The organism is Psychrobacter sp. ANT_H3, from assembly GCF_027919975.1.
Lineage (GTDB): Bacteria > Pseudomonadota > Gammaproteobacteria > Pseudomonadales > Moraxellaceae > Psychrobacter > Psychrobacter maritimus.
Genome location: NZ_JAQISM010000015.1, coordinates 110,643 through 128,614 on the forward strand (window position 1 = coordinate 110,643; position 17,972 = coordinate 128,614).

Here is a 17,972-nt window from a genome sequence, read left to right on the forward strand (position 1 = left end):
GTTACAGTTATCTACAGTCAAAACAATTTAGAAAAAACAATTTAGAAAAAATATAGGTCACAGTGTTCAATGTGGAAAAGTAAGCAGATTAGTCATTAATATAAAGGTCAAATTAGCAATTTTGAATATTCATAACGATCGTCATGATCTGAAACCAAGTCAGCACTTATCAATAAATCTTCCGCTTTCAGCTTATTTATAGTATCTTGCAACGCCCATAATGGGGCGTTTATTTTTTCTGCTATTTCTAGATTTGTGCTTACTCCATCACAGTAAGCCAGAAAATCCATCATATTTTTGACAACTAAGCTACTGTCTTTGGTACCGATTGTGGGATGTAAACCTCTCTTGCCAAGTTGTGGTTCGCATAAAAAGTTTGTTGCAAGTACTTCATTAGCTTCAAGACATTCAATCGATTTTTTTAGCACTTCATAACTACCAAGTAGCCCAGTAGCAGTGACCAGCTCCAAGTCATCTAAAGAGGTGTGATACTCTGGATAGCATCCATACTTTGTCCTCATAATTGAACATACAGGCAGATCTATGCCCTTGCTACAGTACTGTCTTTCATCACTTCCTCTGTCTAAGAAAGAGTAACTGACAAACTCTGGATGCGTGTGGGTTAAAACATGTTTTGCCACTTGGTCTGCTAACGTGTCACCGGTTTTGGAAGGCAAATATGAGTAAGCCCTATCATCGCCTACACAGGTAATATTAAAGCCAGCAATAATGTTTTGTTTCATCGCTTCATGATGACGACTGAGATATGTGATTGAGCCAATAGTTTCAGGGATGATAATAATACGATAAGTATATTTTCTAAACGGCAAGCTTAAAAGCCACTTTGCCAAAAATACCGTTACCACTGGTCCTGATAGCTCATTGTTTGCCATTGAGGGATGACACAAATAGGTTGATAAAAAGACCTCTTCTTCTGTTTCCCCTGGAATGATCAATTCTCCGTAGGTTAGGCTTCCTTCCCGTAAATCACTGTCTATATATACTTTATAAGTACCTGGTTTGAGCGTGTCCCTCTCTTGTTGAGTGATACAAAAACCCCATCTTTCTTGATAGTATGAGGTTATATAGGGTATCGCATTCGGTTGCTCTGGCAATGAATATAGGTGCTCCTGCAGTTCTTCAAGCGATACCTCTTGATCTATAGGTATAGAGTAGCCAACCACATGAAGGTTAGAAACTTGAAAATTACATATCTTTTTGCCATCAGGAGTAATGATATAGGCGTCTCTAATACTCCACTCTTTTGGGACTTCCCAATCAAAGCATTTGGTACCAGTTGCTACCTCAAACACATTCAAATCATTCAATTGCATATCATTTTTTAGTATCTTTAAGGATTCTCGAAAGCCTGCGCCCGTTATGCTACGACATATCGGAAAAAGCTTTTCACAAAGCTTATGCATTTCTATACCAATATTTTTCATTACTTAGTTCTCCTTTAGGCTAAACGAGAATCTTCCTTACTTTATCTAAGCTTGTAACCGCTTGGGTGAAGTACTGGAGCTTCAACTCATAAAAACTCACTTACTATGATTATGCTGTGCCGTAGTTTTTTTGTAAAGAATTAAATTCATTATTTGGCATATATAGGATTATGGTAGATATAAAGAAATAAAACGTCCGGGGATTGTCGAAGCATTAACAGTCTCGGGGCGGTTTACTTTGACAATTTCAATACCTTGATTGGCTAGCCGAGTCATGACCTCACCTAAAAAATATACTACTTTTACTTCATGGCCCTTTTCAAACATCTCATCCGCCAAATCACAGACGACACGCTCTGCCCCGCCGAGACCCAACGTAGAAATAATGTACAATATCTTTATTTAGCTTGCCTTGTTTTCCTACTTAATAATTGTTCAATTTGTTGAGTAATTTTTCCCAATACTTTATCTTCATCAAAAAGCTGCGCCTTATTGATGCACTTATCATGATAGTCATTTGAGCGTTCAATTAAAAACAAGACTTGTTGTTGAAAACTTACTGACTTAACATCCTCAGGAATAAAAGAGACACCTGTCGCATCACCAAAACCCTCTATAAACTCAGCACAAAATCCAGCACTCTTGGTGGTAATAGCCGGTACACCGCGAGCGTGTGCTTCAAGTAAGGTAGTTGCAAATCCTTCATGATGACTAGTAATAGCAAAGCATTTAATGCTGTCGTATATTGCTGGCAGATCTTTCCTATCAACCCAGTCTTCCAGATCTATATTGTCTTGTAATCCTGCTTGCTCAATAGTGCTTAAGATATTTTCTTTTTCTTCACCGCGCCCCAATATAAGAGCCTTGATTGGTTCAGTGCTCTGAGCGTTAATACGCTGAATTAAATCAATAAAGAGAGGGAAATTCTTTTCACTAGACAGTCTAGAGATAATACCTAAATCATATTTTTTAGCCACTTTAGAGTCGTCAAAAAACCAAGGCGATATAAAGTTTCCGACAAACTCTACTTCAACTGGAAATGCTTGTATGTTCTCTTTGTTCACGCTAAATACTTTGTCGCAAAAACGGCTTGAAAACCTTAATAAATTGTATTCCGCATCACTATGCCCCAGTCCAGCCGCATTCTTTTTCTGCAAATATAAATGTAAAAGAGAAATCACTTTAAACCCTTGTAATCTAAAGATTGGCGCTAACCATAGTGAAGACAAGTCATTAAGGACGATAACTTTGATGTTAAAACGCTTAAGGGTTTTAGCCAGACTTAATGAGCTAGAGAGTCGCTTAGCTTTTGAAGCAACTGAATCCATCGCTATTGTGGGACAAGAGAACGTATCAGGTTCTGAGGTTGCGATTACGGTAGCGAAATCCTGCTCATTCATATAGCGGCATAAATTCTCTATATAAATCTGACCGCCACCCCAGATTTTTTCACTAGGCGAGTATATGCATACATCTAAATCATTTTTCATAGGTAAAAGCTCGAATACGGCAGAAAATTTTTCTTGAATATGAAAATGGGGACATAGCTATCTATAATATTGTATAAAAGCCAAATAGTGTATTAAGAAACAACGTTACTTAGCTTCACTTTATAAATATTCTCTCAACTGCTCTATTGATTACATGCTTAACTGAATATTTCAAAACTGCCATATAATTTACTGTTGGGTGCTTCTTTTTTAACTTATCAAAGTTATAAAAATCCTTTGCACGCGCATACTGGTATAATCTGTTCACAATCATTTCTTTGAAATATACCTGTTCGTCAGTACTCTCAACTTGAGTGAGATCCACGTTATATACGTAAGTAGTCTCTAGGTCTTTGCTTAACGTGGTTCTGTTTTCTGCTTCTACCCGATATATGGCGGTGACAACATCACTCTTGACCAATCCATACTGTCGCACCATTCTGTTCCAAAGCTCTGTATCTTCACCACTTTTCATCTGTGTGTTAAAAAGACCTGAACATTTAAAACAGTCTTTATTTATGACAACTGTATCTGCACAAAGTAGTATTTCCTTAACTGATTCTTTGAAGTAGCTCTCAACCTTAAATATAGTGCTATTACGGTTGTGCTTAAACAACTTCCTATCATCTGAGTATATAAACGATGTGGTAAAAAACTTTTCAGCTGGAAAAGCCGTGATCATATTCGCGACTTCTTCCAAATGATTTTCAAGCCATAAATCATCACTATCCAAAAAAGCAATCCATTCAAACTTAGCTTCTGTGATGCCACGATTACGCGCAGCAGAAACCCCTAGATTGGTTTGAGTGATTAGACGTATTCTAGCATCATTGATTTTTTCAACCGCATTGGCGCTATTATCCGTCGAACCATCGTTAACCACTAAGACTTCAAAGTCTTGAAAGCGTTGATTAAGAACTGAGTGTATTGTATTTCCAACACTGAGCTCTTTATTATATAAAGGTATGACTATAGAAAACATATTGTTAAAATCCTCAAATATGAGGTTTAAATTGATAGCTGTGAGGTTTAAATTGATAGCTATTTGACATTTCAATCGAAGGTCAATGTTGGTTATCGTAATTCTTGATAGTAAACCTATCATATAGTAAACAACTAATATTTTTACTTATCTATACATAAACAGTTTTCTACACTCTGTCTTTTCTCTCTATATACTTATAGGCTGTCAATATTTGATACCTAATATGGCATTTTAGAGTGTTTTGTAATTTATTCATGTAGCCAATTTTTTTTGATGGATTTCTTAATGTCGCCTCTTCTCTACCTTGTTGCAAATTACTTGCAGACAAGTCTGTTGGATGCTCAACAAAATCAGCCAAGTATATTCGATTAATATACTTATTCTCTGATAGGTAGCCCCAATCATCAGCAAGTATAAAGCTTTCTTGCGATAGTCTTAATAATTTTTTCGCCATAGCTGAACTGATAAGATAACAACAAGTTCTTTGAACTAGATACTGGCTTCTAATAGTCTTATGAAATGCTGCCCCTCCTATATAATTAATGTTTCTATTACTCTTAATAATATATTTAATCCCCAAACCGTATTGGCCACCCATTAAATACAGGTCTTTTGAATTCATATTAGTACTTTGAAAAGTATTAATAAAGACCTTAAATCTTTCATCTAGTATTACGTCATCTTCCAAAATACAAGCCCAGATCTGGTTGTCCTCTAAAACTTGATGATAAGCTTTAACATGACTTAAAGTACATCCAATTTCACCCGCTGTGGCGGGAAAACCTCTACTAGCGACTGTACCGACACTTCTCTCTCTAATCAAATTTATCTGGCTTTCCGGTAGGGTAATACCATCAATTGCGTTTATAAAACTAAAGTTAAGATTAAAACCTTGTAAGGTCTCCTTGATAACTTTACGTTTCTCTGTATCTCTTTCTAATGAAATAACATATATATGTAACATTTTTTAATCCAATTAATTCAGTAGGTATTAGATAGCTATATAAGTTATTGATACGATATATATTTCTTGTTGAACAGCGCAATACTTTTTCATTATGATAGCAGTACTCAGGATAGTATATCTGGTTGTCAATTAAAAAAATCTTGCCTAAAAGCTTTGCACATTTGAGGCATAAACCTACTCAAAAGTATATGAGTAACTTCTTGTCTATCTCTATAGCTGCCTGCCACCACGCCCATTCTATTGATAGGAATACTGTCTGAGCTTATAACATTAAAATCGATAAAATCATACTGATGATCGCAGTTCTGCTTTATGAATGCCAATGCCTCAGTCGTTATGTCATCATCAGAGTCGACGAACCAAACATATTCACCTTTTGCGAGCTTCAACCCCGTGTTCCTAGCACCACCAGGACCCTTATTCTTTTGTTTTATTGCGATTATATTAGCCTGTGGCAAGCTATCTCTAAAACCTGTAAGTAAAAGATAAGTGTCGTCAGTTGAGCCGTCATCAACTAAAATAACCTCGAGATCGGGATCGCTCGACGTTATTTCTGTCACACGTTTAAGAAGTCTCTTGCATTTATGTGCTGAATTGAAAAACGGGATAATCAAACTTAAGTACATATCAGAGCTCCCGTCAGTAACGCTAAGCGTATTTAGCCATTTCTTTGAACTTTACATTACGTACCACAAGTTCCTGATAGGTCCCATGATCAATTATTTTACCGTGCTCCATAAAGTAGATAAGATCACATTTCTCTACCGTTTTTAGACGGTGCGCAATCATAACAATGGTCTTTTGACCACTGAATTCATGGATAGCGTCCATGACTATCTTTTCAGTAATACCATCTAATGCACTGGTTGCTTCGTCAAATACTAAAACCTCTGCTTCATGATAGAGTGCGCGCGCAATACCGATACGTTGCCGCTGACCACCTGAGAGCTGTACGCCGCGCTCACCTACTCTGGTATTGACACCGTCTGGCAGTTGCTCAACCAATTCTGTCAGATTGGCTAACTTTAACGCTTTATTAACTTTTTTTAGGCTGATGTCTTTTGCCGGAATACCAAAGGCAATATTTTCAGCGATGCTTCCTTCACTCAGAAAAATACTTTGTGGTACAAATCCCAATAGATCTTGCCATGCTCGTTTATTATCTGCAGTGATGCGAATGTCATCGACATATATACAGCCCTGTTGCGGGGTCAGCAAACTAAGCAATAAATCTATCAAAGTTGATTTGCCAGAGCCTGATGAACCAACCAGACCAATCACACTATTGACAGGGATACTCATATTGACGCCGTCCACGGCAGGTCTCTCTTTACCAGGATAGCTGAACTCTATATTGCTAAGCTTAATACTTCTTTTCAAATCAATTGGTGTGGATACGACGGTATCACTGCTAGTTTTTTGAGTATCAAATGATCTTTCTAAATCATCTTTGACTGCCTCAAATGCAGCAGTATTACCTTTAATCTGAGATAGACTAGAATATATTTGTTGTAGAGCTGGCAACAACTTAAATGCCGCTAGAGCATAAACGGCTAAGACTGGTAAAACTTCCCCTAAATTACCAGAATGTACCTTAATCAGTACCAATACCAATGAAATCATCGCACCAAAGGCTATAAGCTCTATAAAATATCGTGGTACTTGGCTAATAGCTATATTGGTTCCTTGAGCACGAGCGAAGACTTTACCGCTATCATGAAACCGAGTGATAAAATCATGGCTACGGTTTAGCAGTAAGACGTCTTTAATACCGCCAAACCCTTCGTTCATGAGTCTAAAGCGTTGGGTTGACACTTCAGACAGCTGTTGACCGTTACTTTCTAATTTTTGTCGCACCAATCTATATAGCACAAAGTATGCTAACGAAAATATGAATAGTCCCAGTATCGCGATCACTGGATCATAAATCACGATACTGATAGATATAAATAGTGCCAAGACTAGCTTTGAATTCATTATCATGAGTGGCTGGACAATTTGTGAGCTTATCCTTGCTGCCTCTGTAGATACCTGCTTAGTCAGCTGTGCACTACTACCGCTGGCGTGAAACTGCCAGCTTTGCTGCATATAGTAGCTATAGAGACGATCCGCAATCTCAGTACCGATACGCGCGCCAAAAATTGATAGTCTCCAAGTTGTAAACATAGAAATGACAGTAGAAAATGTCAACATGACTAGGACGATCACACCAGTATAGAATAAAAAATCCATAGGATTATTCAGACCAGACAGCTGATACAACTGTGCAAAAACGCCATTGGTCTCTAGTATGCTAATATCACCAACTAAAGCCATAAAAGGGGCTATAGAAGCAATCCCTAATAGCTCTGTAAACGCCATAATAACGACCAGTACTTGCAATAGATAAAACTGTTTTAACTGTTTATCGGTCAGTAGAACAAAGAGCTGTTTGATTACTTTTAACATAACTTATTCAACTATATTAAGTTCAATATAAAAAGATACAGCGGGACTGAGATCAATTTTCTGCAGCCTCTGTCAGCTTAGGCACAGCACGACAGAAATATTAATACCAGTCCTGCTTCATAACGTAACGTCTCTACTTTATTTACTATCAACCATGCAAGCTATCTTGTAAAAAAGTAACATACCAAGGCATCGCTTTTTTTACGCCTTGAACAACATCAAACTGCGGATCATAACCCAATGCACTTTGGATCTTACTAATATCAGCCTGACTGTGGCGCACATCGCCTTCTCTAAAGTCACGATAAATAGGCGCTTGGCTATAATCTACGCCATTAATGCTTAAGTTATCTTTTAGTGCTGTAAGTAAAGTGTTGAGCGTGGTGCGACCACCGACAGCGACATTATAGACTTGGTTTTTGGCATCATCATCGGCAGTTGCTGCCAAGATATTCGCTTGTACCGCGTTTTCAATAAAATTAAAATCTCGGCTGGTGTCACCATCGCCATTGATATAAACATCATCGCCTCGGATCATGGCTGCTGTCCATTTAGGTATCACCGCTGCATAAGCACCGTCCGGGGTCTGGCGCTTACCAAAGATATTAAAGTAACGCAGGCCAATAGTATGAAAACCATAAGTACGAGCAAAAACTTCGGCATATAGCTCATTGACGTACTTGGTCACAGCATAGGGTGATAAAGGCTTACCAATGGCTTCTTCAACCTTTGGTAATGCAGGATGATCACCATAAGTCGAGCTACTAGCGGCATAGGTAAAGCTTGCCACCTTCGCATCGCGAGCGGCGACCAGCATGTTTAAAAAACCTGAGATGTTGGTTTCGTTAGTATTAATAGGATCTGCGATAGAGCGTGGCACTGAACCTAGTCCCGCTTGATGGAGAATATAATCAACATCTGCGCAAGCGCTTTGGCAGTCTGCTAAATTGCGTATATCACCTTCTATAAAGGTAAAGCGCTGCCATTGCTCGGCAGTTACCACCGATTGAACTTCATCTAAATTGTGTTGAAATCCCGTGGCAAAGTTATCTAAACCCACGACTTTTTGATTCAGTAATAACAGACTCTCAAGTAGATTCGAACCTATAAATCCTGCAACTCCTGTGATGAGCCAGACCTTTGGCTCATTAACTAATGCTTCTGTAACTTGTTGATAGGCGGTTACTTTCATAGTAAATGTCTCCCAAATTACTTTGATTGCTCTAGATGTTTAAAGGCGTATGTCAGTATCTTCTTTAGTAAACAAATACTTTAGATCATAGAGAACATGATTGTCTTTACCTAACGCTCTTATTTTCTCTATGCCCATCTTGATAAACTGCTCATGAGCGACCGCTAAAATAATACCGTCATATTGATTTGATACAGGTTGAGAGATAGGAGTAATACTGTATTCCCGATTAGCTTCATTAGCATTTATCCAAGGGTCATGAACGTCAATCTCGACGTTGTACTTTTGTAGCTCATGTATAATATCGATCACTTTAGTATTACGTACATCTGGGCAGTTTTCTTTAAAACTGAGTCCTAAAACCAAAACTTTAGCACCTTCAATTTGTATGCGCTTTTTGATCATGGTTTTGACCAACTGTGTGGCAACATACTCACCCATACTGTCATTCAAACGCCGACCTGCCAATATAATCTCAGGATTATGGCCGATAGCTTGCGCCTTATGAGTCAGATAATAAGGATCAACACCAATACAGTGTCCACCGACAAGTCCGGGACGAAACGGTAAAAAGTTCCATTTGGTTCCTGCTGCCTTCAGCACCGCTTCGGTATCTATTCCCATCTTATTAAAGATTACCGCGAGCTCATTGATCAGGGCAATATTGACATCTCTTTGGGTATTCTCGATGACCTTGGCTGCTTCTGCGACCCTAATACTTGGTGCTTTATGCGTACCCGCGGTAATGATTAAGTTATAAACTTCATCAATAAAATCAGCAACTTCAGGTGTCGATCCAGCCGTTACTTTTAAAATATTAGTTACGCGGTGCTCTTTGTCACCCGGATTGATACGCTCAGGACTATAGCCTGCATAAAAGTCTTGGTTAAGGATTAACCCAGATACTTCTTCTAGTACTGGCACACAAACCTCTTCGGTCGCGCCAGGATAGACTGTAGACTCATAGACCACAATGTCATCTTTCTTTAGTAATGAACCCATTGCCTTTGAGGCCGTGATTAGTGGCGTCAAGTCAGGTTGCTTTGAGCTATCGATAGGTGTCGGCACAGTTACAATAAAGAAATTACAGTCTCTGAGTGTTTGGATATCTGAGCTATAGCGTAAATGTATCGCTACAGCTAGCTCTTCATCACTAACCTCCAAGGTATGGTCTGTACCTGCCATCAGCGCAGCAATGCGGCTAGCATTAATGTCAAAACCTACCACTGAATGCTGCTTGCCGAACTCAACTGCTAGAGGAAGTCCGACATACCCCAAACCAATCACTGCTATTTTTAGCTTATTTATATTTATCATAGAGTTCTACCACCTGACCGTTTTTGAACAACCTGATTAACCAGCTTGATTGAAAATGTAACAGTAACAGTAGCAACACCATATTAGCGACTGTCGGCATAGGCATAGCGATGATTATAGCTATATTTACTCATCAGACCTTGCCTTACATCGTTGAGAATAATGCCATCTACTTGGATATCAGACTCATGCATTTGCTTAACGGCGTAGATTAGCTGTTTTTCCATTGAATCATCGTATCTGGTTACCATGAGTACTTTGTCTGCATGCTGAGCTAACACCATTGCATCTGAAGCGGCCAATAATGGTGGTGAGTCGATGATAATATAGTCGTACTGGGACTTTAATTCTGTTAACAGAGCATCAAATTTTTCGCTGATTAGTAGCGATTCAGGATCACTTGGATGCTTTCCGCGTGGCATGAAGTCAATATGCTCTATACGACTAGGATGAATAAAGTTCTCTAGACTAAAATCAGAAACATCATTCATTATTTGAGCAGCAGCGCTCTTGCTAAGTTGGTTAAGTTGCATACTGCTATCGTCTAGCAACAGATAATCTGCTAAGCCATCATATTGACTCATACCAAAAACCTTGTGCAGCTCACCCATACGCATATCAGCATCTATGATCAAAACTTTTTTGTTAAGCTGAGCAAAGACTTCTGCCAAGTTAGCAGAGATAAACGACTTGCCAACGTCTGGGCTTTCACCAGTTAACAAAAGTACTTTTGCCTTTTGGCTATCTGAAATCACCGTTGGCATACTCAATATAAGTCTGGTTCGAAGGCTTTTGATCGCTTCATAACTCAAGCTACTATTATCAACATGAGCCAGCATACGAGGGGCTGCTTTTTTGTTAGTACTTAATCGTGATAATACAGCAGAGCGTGGAATTGTGGCGATGACTGGCACTCCTGTTTTAGACTCAATACGTTCAGGGTTTTTCACGACATTCCTAAGCACCTGCATAATGAATACTAATAAAGCACCTAGCAGAGCACCTGCTAGGGTGGCTAACGTCATTATTAATTGTTTTTTAGGGGTGATGATTCTATTGGTATTGATAGGCAAATCAATGATACGGGCAGCGCTGACCTCACCTGCTTTGACAATTTTTAGCTGCTCGTAGTTTTTAAGGATCGTGAGATAAATCTCTCTATCGATATTTACATCCTCAGAGAGTGTCAAAAACTCTCTCTGTACTTCTGGTAGCGCACTAATGGTATCGTCGATTTGCTGCTTTCTAGCATTCAATACGCTAAGCTGTTCGTTTATCTGAATGACCAAAGGATGATCATTGGTATAGTAAGTTGTTAGATCTGCTCTTTTTAGCTTAAGCTCACTAATTTGTGTATCAAGTCCAGCGTTTTCACTGAGCAATATTGACGCTTCTTGTGCTACATCAATGGTGCCAGAATTCTCACGAAATTTATTAAATATCGCTTCTGATTCTTTGAGTTTTTGTTTTAAGGCCGGAATTTGTTTTTTCATAAACTCAATAGTCTTGATAGTTTGTTCCGAGCTACGTGTTTGGTCCTGTGCACTATAAGACAGTACAATATGTTCTAATATCAGGCTGACTTGCTTTTGATTTAGACCTGACAAAGACAGTTCGATAATACCGGTCTTAGTGCCTTCTTCCACTACTGATAAGGCACTATTGATAGAGTCCGTGGTGATTTGTAGTGATTGCTTGGTAATGTCGATAGGATGTTTACCAGTAGGTAGCTCATTGACCATAATTTCAATGAGACCGCTCTTACCTGTGAAACGATGGGCTTTGTTCAACTGTCCCTTAAATTCCTCACTGCCACTACTCAAAACAAAGCCTGTGTTAGTTCTTAATAAAGTAAAGGCTTTATCTAAATAGTCTTCTGACACATTAAACTGACTCACTTTTACTCGACCATCACTAGTCTCGAGTACAACGCCATCCGCAGTATTCATTTGCACGTTCGTTTGGTTGTTTTTTATTCTATCTATCTTACTAACTGCCGGATCATTCAACCTAATACTCAAATGAAGCAAATCCACCACTGGCTCTAAGACCATGCGCGATCTTATTAGCTTAATCTGCGCTTGCATTGAACTATCATCAGGTGGCAATAGCTCTGCTATATTCGACCCTAGACCTGATAAGTTTTGGGAAGTTTCATCAATTTGAATCAGTGCATCTGATTTAAAGGTGGGATTCTCGTAGCGAACATACAACACCCCTATTATTAAACCCAAAATTGCAAACAGAGCAATGATTTTCCAGCCGCGTAGTAATACCAAAAGCAGACCCAGTAGATCATTATCTTTGTCAGTATTGTGTCTAGATAAATCTTTTGAATGGTTATCCATAACATTGTTATCCATAACTATGTCTTCATCAATTAGTGTTAGTCAGTCAGCTTATTTTTTTAGTCCATTATTCAAGGCTTGTGACGATATTATCAAACGCCATAACTGTTATCGTTTAAAAGTCTGAGATTGATCTGATTGCAGAAGTTGATGGTAAAAGAGCACTGATCACACGGTTCCAACGAGTTAGGCCCGTAGGATCAACGTAAAGAATGTCATTGGCTTGCATCTCAAAGCGATTTGCCAATGCTAAGCCGGTAATAGTCTGCATATCGGCATAATAGATATTGGTATAGTTATACTTTGAGTTATCACGGACAATATATACTTTGGCAGCATTGGCTGTGTTCGCATTTAAACCACTTGATTCACCCAGTACATGCGCTAAGCTAAGCCCCTGCTCAGGGATAGCGACTGGTTCGATTCGACCAAACTCTCCCAAGACATAGACTTTATTACGGCTTTGACTATTGACATGAATGGAATCGCCATCTTGTACATAAATTTGGTTGGCAGATAGCCCCATCTGCCTTAATGACTGCAACCCTAAGTTATAGTTTTTACCTCGGCGATTTAATACAATATTATTTGAATCGCCTGTCGTAGTAGTACCGCCTGCCATGGACAAAGCGCCGTATAAGGTGACCGGTGCATCAGTAATAGGAAATTCGCCAGACTTAGTAACTTCTCCGTCGATAAAGAATTTGCTACCAAGATAGTTGATGACTCTGACTTGCGGGTCTGAATATTTGAGATAGCGTTGCAACCTACCTTGTAATACTGCAGTGAACTGCGGCACACTCATGCCACTTGCCTTCAGGCGGCCTATCAATGGAAACTGAATAAAGCCTTGCTGATCGACAGTAATACTTGATGTTGAGGCACTGATATTTGGATAGTCAGTGAGCACGATACTCATGACGTCTCCAGCTTCAATACGATAACCTATTGGTCTTGAAGCTTTGACCAAGTTATATAGCTCATTGTCGAGTACTGGGACTTGCTTAGCTGGTAAGGTCGTTACGTCTAATGGTTGAACATTGAAGGTAATACCATTTTCTGCGACAAAGGCACCACTGGGCGGTAAGTTGCCCGCTTGTAGTCCAGAATTAATACTGCTACAACCCGATGTGACAGTGAAGAGCACTAAGCACGCTATCGTCGATAATTGAGATGAATATCCGCCCATAGTAAATTCCTTGTAAACTGTCGCTATCAGTAACAGCTATTAGCGATACCGTAATTTTCATAATGTAGGGCTATGACAAACTGATTAAATAACTACATTACAAACAAAAAACGTCTTAGTGATAATACGAGTCATAATCTAGTGAACATTTATCAAAAAATTAACGATTATACATGCACTTAATCGAATTTAAATATTCACGTACACTTATATATTTATATACTATCCAACAACATTTAGCAACAAAACTTATTTATTACTTACACTGGTTAAGAGGGCTATATAAAAAATAGCGTAGAGCCGTTATCTGATAGTAGTTATACGATCGGCTGTTAGATAAATAGCTAGTAGCTCGTTAGATAAAACTGGCGTGGTGGTTAGCTTTGGGGCAGTGTTAGAGCTGATGAGAGGGCAATTGATGGGATTGGTTAGCAGTAATACTCAATCATTTTTCTAGACAATATAGTCAGTGAAAAGTAATATCGATACATCACGCGCTGCTGATATCAATTTTTCTTGCTTGCTGTGCCTGCGCAGACAGAGGCTACAAAAAATTGATATCAGCAATACCGTAGCGTTTTTAGGGTATTTTGACTATATGTTCTTATCCTCCGGAAAATTTCTTTTGAATGATAAAAATAAGATAGATTTTTGACAAAAAAATAGGAGTGGTTACATCAGTAACCACTCCTATTTAAATACATTCAAATATGATTTAGTAAGTTTGCAGCTCGATACCTACGCCTACGCCGACATCAGTCGACTGGATATCTGAATCTATGGCCCAAATTCGGCTGGAGATAAGTGCTTTGGGGTTGTATTGATGTTCCCAAGCAACATCGATACCTGTCAGCTTATCAGTCGTTGGGAATGCTTGATTAATGGCTTCATCGGCTTGATTCACCTTAGCATGCTGTAATTTTGCGTTAATAAAATTACGGTTATCGAGCCATAAGCGGCCACCAAGGGCAATACTTTCCGCATCGCCGCCTAAGGCATAGCCTAATGGGAAGCCTTGCTGATAATAGCCGTCTTTATATGTACCATGATCATAAGAAATTCCTCTAACTTCACCGCTAGTACGGGTATCTGTATATTCCGCATACAGCTGGTACGGCTTACCGTAAGCTGCAGATGCATAATCAATGCCTGCTAAATACATGTTTTTAGCTGGCAAGCCCCCTGCTTCATCTTCACCGACATACTGTGCATAAACGCTAGCAGGTATATTCACCAATGGCGCTAATTTTAAACGTGCATCAAAACCGCCCAACTGATTGGCAGGGTCTTCTGTTTCGTCATCAGCTTCTATATTGTCTCTAGTTCCTGTTACGGCATCAATAAAGGAGCTAAAGCTCTGTGGACGACCTTCACCGCCCCACATAAACGTACGTGAAGCACCGACTTCCAACCATTCCCATGGGCTAGCAGTAAATCTTGCGCCAAATAACTTAGCATCAGGAATCGCCTCATAATCTTCTAACTGACCTCCATATAGCTGATACTGCCAAGGTCCGACCCACGATAAATATGGAGATGTGGGCGCTGTTTGTTGGTCGCGCTGCATGGTAAAACCTGCAACCGGTAAGCTTGCATCACCTCGAATTAAGCTACCATCATGCCCAGGTCCCCACCACGTTGGAATTTTACCCGCAATCAACCACTGATTAGCAGCCGTACCAGCAAGGTATGAACCTTCAAAGCTAACATCTGAGCTGTCGTCGATAAGTTTGTCATTTTTCAAGTTAGCTTGTAAATTAAATTCCCACTCTGCTTCACTAAGCGACACGCCAACGCTTGCCTGTTGACCCGCAAGTTGATCGTCAGCAAATTTCTGTGGTAGCTGATCTCTATCGGTTTGTATATGTAGTGCTGCCGAGCCTTTTACCACTGAGTCGCGATTCTGATTCAATCGCGCTTGTACCGACTGCAGGATCTGCTGCTGCGCGGGCGTCTGGGCATTAGCGCTATTTAAAGCACGTTTGATCTCATTGGCAGTCAGCGGCCAAGTACTCGTGCTAATCTGCGCGACCCCTTGAGTATTCAGCCAGTCAAGATCGGCCTTAAGTTTTAGATCGTTCATATACAGGTTTTGTGCAGATGCCAACACCGACACTGAGGATAAGACACTCAAACTTAGGATCAGACTTAGCTTTTTATACATGATAGATTACTTCCAAATAACTGAGATTATATTTATTTTAATTTAACTGCGTCGCCACTACCTTTACCTAAAGCAGTACTCACTATATAAGAAAAATAGTTTTTAAGATTTAGAGTATCAATCATTTCTTTATCTTTTTTAGCTAAGCGTTCAGGTGTGGACATATCGATACCACTCAACTGAGCCAGACCTGTAATACCCGGTAAGACGTCATAAACGCCCATTTCATCTCTAGCTTCGATAAGGTCCTTTTGATTAAACAAGTTAGGTCTTGGACCCACTAAGCTCATCTCACCTTTTAATACGTTGATAAGTTGTGGTAGCTCATCGAGCTTTGTTTTACGCAGCACTTTACCCAATTTCGTTATCGAAGTATTGTCAACAAGGTGGCTGGCAACAGATTCTGTACTCAACTTCATCGTACGGAATTTGATCAGTTTGAATGATTTTTGATCTTTACCAACCCGCTCTTGGATAAATAAAGGCGAGCCTGTATCTAAATAACCAATAGCGGTTGCACCAATTAATAATGGTGATGCTACAACTAATCCTGTTGCTGAAAGCATAATATCTAAAGGTCTTTGTAAGAGCAAAGATTTCTTATTACTTAAATTTGAGTTAGACATTTGAACGCTCTTTTTGATAGATTCTTCGAAAGACACTTTATTATACTCTAGATTACTTGGTCCGCCTGGTAGGCTTGGATCATACGTCAAGCTTCCAAATGCCTTCTGAATAACTGGAGAAAACAAAAACAAATTAACACCTAATCCTGCTAATTTAGAAATATAGATATTTTTTGAAGAGTATTGTGCTATCAAAGATACCGCTTCAGATGTATTCAGATATTCTTTATTTTGAGGATAGAGAATACCTTCAAGTTTTTCATCAATTACAATTTTCAAGAACTCACTAAAATTATCAATAAAGATAGCGCTTCTATTATTTTTAACTTTGGGGAATATAGGAGAGATATTAGCAATTTTATATAAAGATTCAAAATTACCTTTACAGTTAGGCCCATATACCATCGGAGGACGGATAATAGTTACCGTAAATTCTGTAGATTCTAGAGCCAACAATGCTTCTTCAGCTTTTGCTTTAGAATGACCGTATAAAGACTTTGGGTTTAATGAATTTTCAAAAGTTATATGGCCTGTATTAAGTCCATATACACTCATAGTTGATAAAAATATAAAGTGCTTAACACCATCTTTCTTTGCTTTCTTAGCAAGTTCAATAGAGAGTTGATAGTTTACTCTGTCATATTGTTCTAAAGTTGCATTCTTTGTAGATTCATGTACTAAGGCTGCAGCATGTATTAGGGTATCATAGCTCTCAAAAGACTGCGTTTCCCAAGAGTTATTACGGACACTCATTAGCTCTAGCAAATAAAGACTAGGGTGCTGGTTTATAAAATCACCAAAATTATTAGCAATATATGAGTTTTTCCCAGTCATCAATATTTTTTTCAAAACCGACCTGCCTTAGATTTTAAATATAATTAGTTATTCTATACAAATAAGCATGTAATGCTAATAATCAATAGATACTTGACATACTTTTTTTAGAACGCTTTGATAATAAAAATAGGTAAAAACCTATTTTGGAATTATTACAATGATCCCTATTTTTATTTTATTTTATTGAGCGTTTATAAATAGCATTAACTGCATAGAATAAATAGTTTTTTAGCCTATTTCTGACAGGCAGCTCTGTAACAGATGCGTATAATTTAAACGTATTTAAAGCTGCAACTATTTTATTACCACTTAACTGACCCTTTCTTACTCTATAATTCACAAGAACCTCATTAAGTCCATCAGAAATCAAGCCGCGCCCTAGTAGCTCTAGCCATAAACCAGCATCTTCATGTATTCGAATTGACGGAAATTCAAAATTTCCTACAATCTCTTTATTAATTAACACTGTAGACATGCCAATTTCAGTATTTCTCATATAAGAATTTAAGTTGACATGCTTAGAAACGTTTACGAGCCCAGAAATCTGTTCTCCAGATTCGTTAATAAAGGAATAACTTGTATGAATTATAGCGCTCTTATGATTTAACATAAAAGTTAATTGTTTCTCTAATTTGGAAGGCATCCATATGTCATCAGCATCTAAAAAGGCAATAATTTGCCCAGAAGCCCTTTTTAAACCTAAATTTCTACTTGCGCCTGCGCCTGAATTTACTGGATTTCTTAGTAATTTTATTTTAGGGTTTTCCTGATAGCATACTAATAGATAATCATAAGTAGAATCTGTTGAGCAGTCATCAATAAGAATCAACTCCCAATCATTATAAGTTTGGCATATAACCGAAGCGATGGATTCATCAATATATTTTTTTGCATTAAAGACAGGCATAATAATAGAAATTTTTGGCATAATGTCTTGTCCTATTAGATTTTATTCGCTAATGGA

General features: G+C 38.5%; 13 protein-coding genes. All 13 read right to left on the reverse strand.

From position 1 onward, the window contains the following. Positions 1 to 107: 107 nt before the first annotated feature. The 13 genes from PG901_RS08630 to PG901_RS08690 all read right to left on the reverse strand — a co-directional run bounded on the left by PG901_RS08630 (position 108) and on the right by PG901_RS08690 (position 17,936). Complete coding sequence (locus PG901_RS08630; RefSeq protein WP_271134220.1) at positions 108 to 1,445, reverse strand: DUF4910 domain-containing protein; 1,338 nt, start codon at positions 1,443 to 1,445, stop codon at positions 108 to 110. A 398-nt stretch (positions 1,446 to 1,843) separates the two neighbouring features. After that, positions 1,844 to 2,935, reverse strand: a complete 1,092-nt coding sequence (locus tag PG901_RS08635; RefSeq protein ID WP_271134221.1) for a glycosyltransferase family 4 protein — start codon at positions 2,933 to 2,935, stop codon at positions 1,844 to 1,846. Positions 2,936 to 3,050: 115 nt separating this feature from the next. After that, positions 3,051 to 3,917, reverse strand: coding sequence for a glycosyltransferase family 2 protein (locus tag PG901_RS08640; protein ID WP_271134222.1), 867 nt, complete (start codon positions 3,915 to 3,917; stop codon positions 3,051 to 3,053). A gap of 169 nt (positions 3,918 to 4,086) precedes the next feature. Beyond that, complete coding sequence (locus PG901_RS08645) at positions 4,087 to 4,884, reverse strand: glycosyltransferase family 25 protein (protein WP_271134223.1); 798 nt, start codon at positions 4,882 to 4,884, stop codon at positions 4,087 to 4,089. 128 nt (positions 4,885 to 5,012) lie between these two features. After that, positions 5,013 to 5,513, reverse strand: a complete 501-nt coding sequence (locus PG901_RS08650) for a glycosyltransferase family 2 protein (RefSeq protein ID WP_271134224.1) — start codon at positions 5,511 to 5,513, stop codon at positions 5,013 to 5,015. A gap of 22 nt (positions 5,514 to 5,535) precedes the next feature. Further along, entirely contained in the window at positions 5,536 to 7,335 is a 1,800-nt protein-coding gene (locus PG901_RS08655) for an ABC transporter ATP-binding protein (RefSeq protein WP_271134225.1), read from the reverse strand. A 148-nt stretch (positions 7,336 to 7,483) separates the two neighbouring features. Further along, positions 7,484 to 8,527, reverse strand: coding sequence for an NAD-dependent epimerase/dehydratase family protein (locus tag PG901_RS08660; protein WP_271134226.1), 1,044 nt, complete (start codon positions 8,525 to 8,527; stop codon positions 7,484 to 7,486). A gap of 39 nt (positions 8,528 to 8,566) precedes the next feature. Next, the gene (gene tviB / locus PG901_RS08665; RefSeq protein WP_271134227.1) at positions 8,567 to 9,844 is read right to left on the reverse strand and encodes a Vi polysaccharide biosynthesis UDP-N-acetylglucosamine C-6 dehydrogenase TviB; all 1,278 of its coding nucleotides are present in this window, start codon (positions 9,842 to 9,844) and stop codon (positions 8,567 to 8,569) included. 83 nt (positions 9,845 to 9,927) lie between these two features. Then, a complete protein-coding gene (locus tag PG901_RS08670; protein WP_271134228.1) occupies positions 9,928 to 12,192 on the reverse strand; it encodes a GNVR domain-containing protein in 2,265 nt (754 codons plus the stop codon). A gap of 115 nt (positions 12,193 to 12,307) precedes the next feature. Continuing rightward, on the reverse strand, positions 12,308 to 13,381 hold the full coding sequence (locus tag PG901_RS08675) for a polysaccharide biosynthesis/export family protein (RefSeq protein ID WP_201626030.1): 1,074 nt from the start codon (positions 13,379 to 13,381) through the stop codon (positions 12,308 to 12,310). 715 nt (positions 13,382 to 14,096) lie between these two features. Continuing rightward, positions 14,097 to 15,545 carry a capsule assembly Wzi family protein gene (locus PG901_RS08680; RefSeq protein ID WP_271134229.1) on the reverse strand — a complete coding sequence of 483 codons (1,449 nt, stop codon included), beginning with the start codon at positions 15,543 to 15,545 and terminating at the stop codon, positions 14,097 to 14,099. A gap of 32 nt (positions 15,546 to 15,577) precedes the next feature. Beyond that, complete coding sequence (locus tag PG901_RS08685; protein WP_271134230.1) at positions 15,578 to 17,020, reverse strand: hybrid nucleoside-diphosphate sugar epimerase/sugar transferase; 1,443 nt, start codon at positions 17,018 to 17,020, stop codon at positions 15,578 to 15,580. 163 nt (positions 17,021 to 17,183) lie between these two features. Further along, a complete protein-coding gene (locus tag PG901_RS08690) occupies positions 17,184 to 17,936 on the reverse strand; it encodes a glycosyltransferase family 2 protein (protein ID WP_271134231.1) in 753 nt (250 codons plus the stop codon). Between the last annotated feature and the right edge of the window lie 36 nt (positions 17,937 to 17,972).